This window comes from Hydrogenophaga sp. GW456-12-10-14-TSB4 (genome assembly GCF_059424305.1).
In genome coordinates, this window is the sequence record NZ_JBWKZH010000015.1 from 1 (window position 1) to 289 (window position 289).

The 289-nt window shown below is 70.9% G+C and carries 1 pseudogene; it reads left to right on the forward strand.

Annotated features, from left to right (window positions below):
• Positions 1-35: 35 nt before the first annotated feature.
• A pseudogene (locus tag AC07ZS_RS09840) lies at positions 36-289 on the forward strand (hypothetical protein); the annotation flags it as partial.

Here is a 289-nt window from a genome sequence, read left to right on the forward strand (position 1 = left end):
CGCCTCCCGCCGAAGCCCGCCCCACCCCGCCGTCCATGGCGCCGGTTTCCGGCTCGCTCATGCTGCGCGTGCTGCTGGGCCTGGTGACGGTGGCGTTCATCTGGATCCTGCTGCCGTTCTACGGCACCATCCTCTGGGGCTCGATCATCGCGCTGCTGTTCGTGCCGCTGAATCGCTGGCTGCTGCCACGCCTGGGGCAACGCCGCAACATCGCGGCGCTGACCACCATGTTGGCCGCCCTGGTCATCGTGGTGCTGCCCACGGTGCTGGTGGTGGGGGGGCGGGGGCG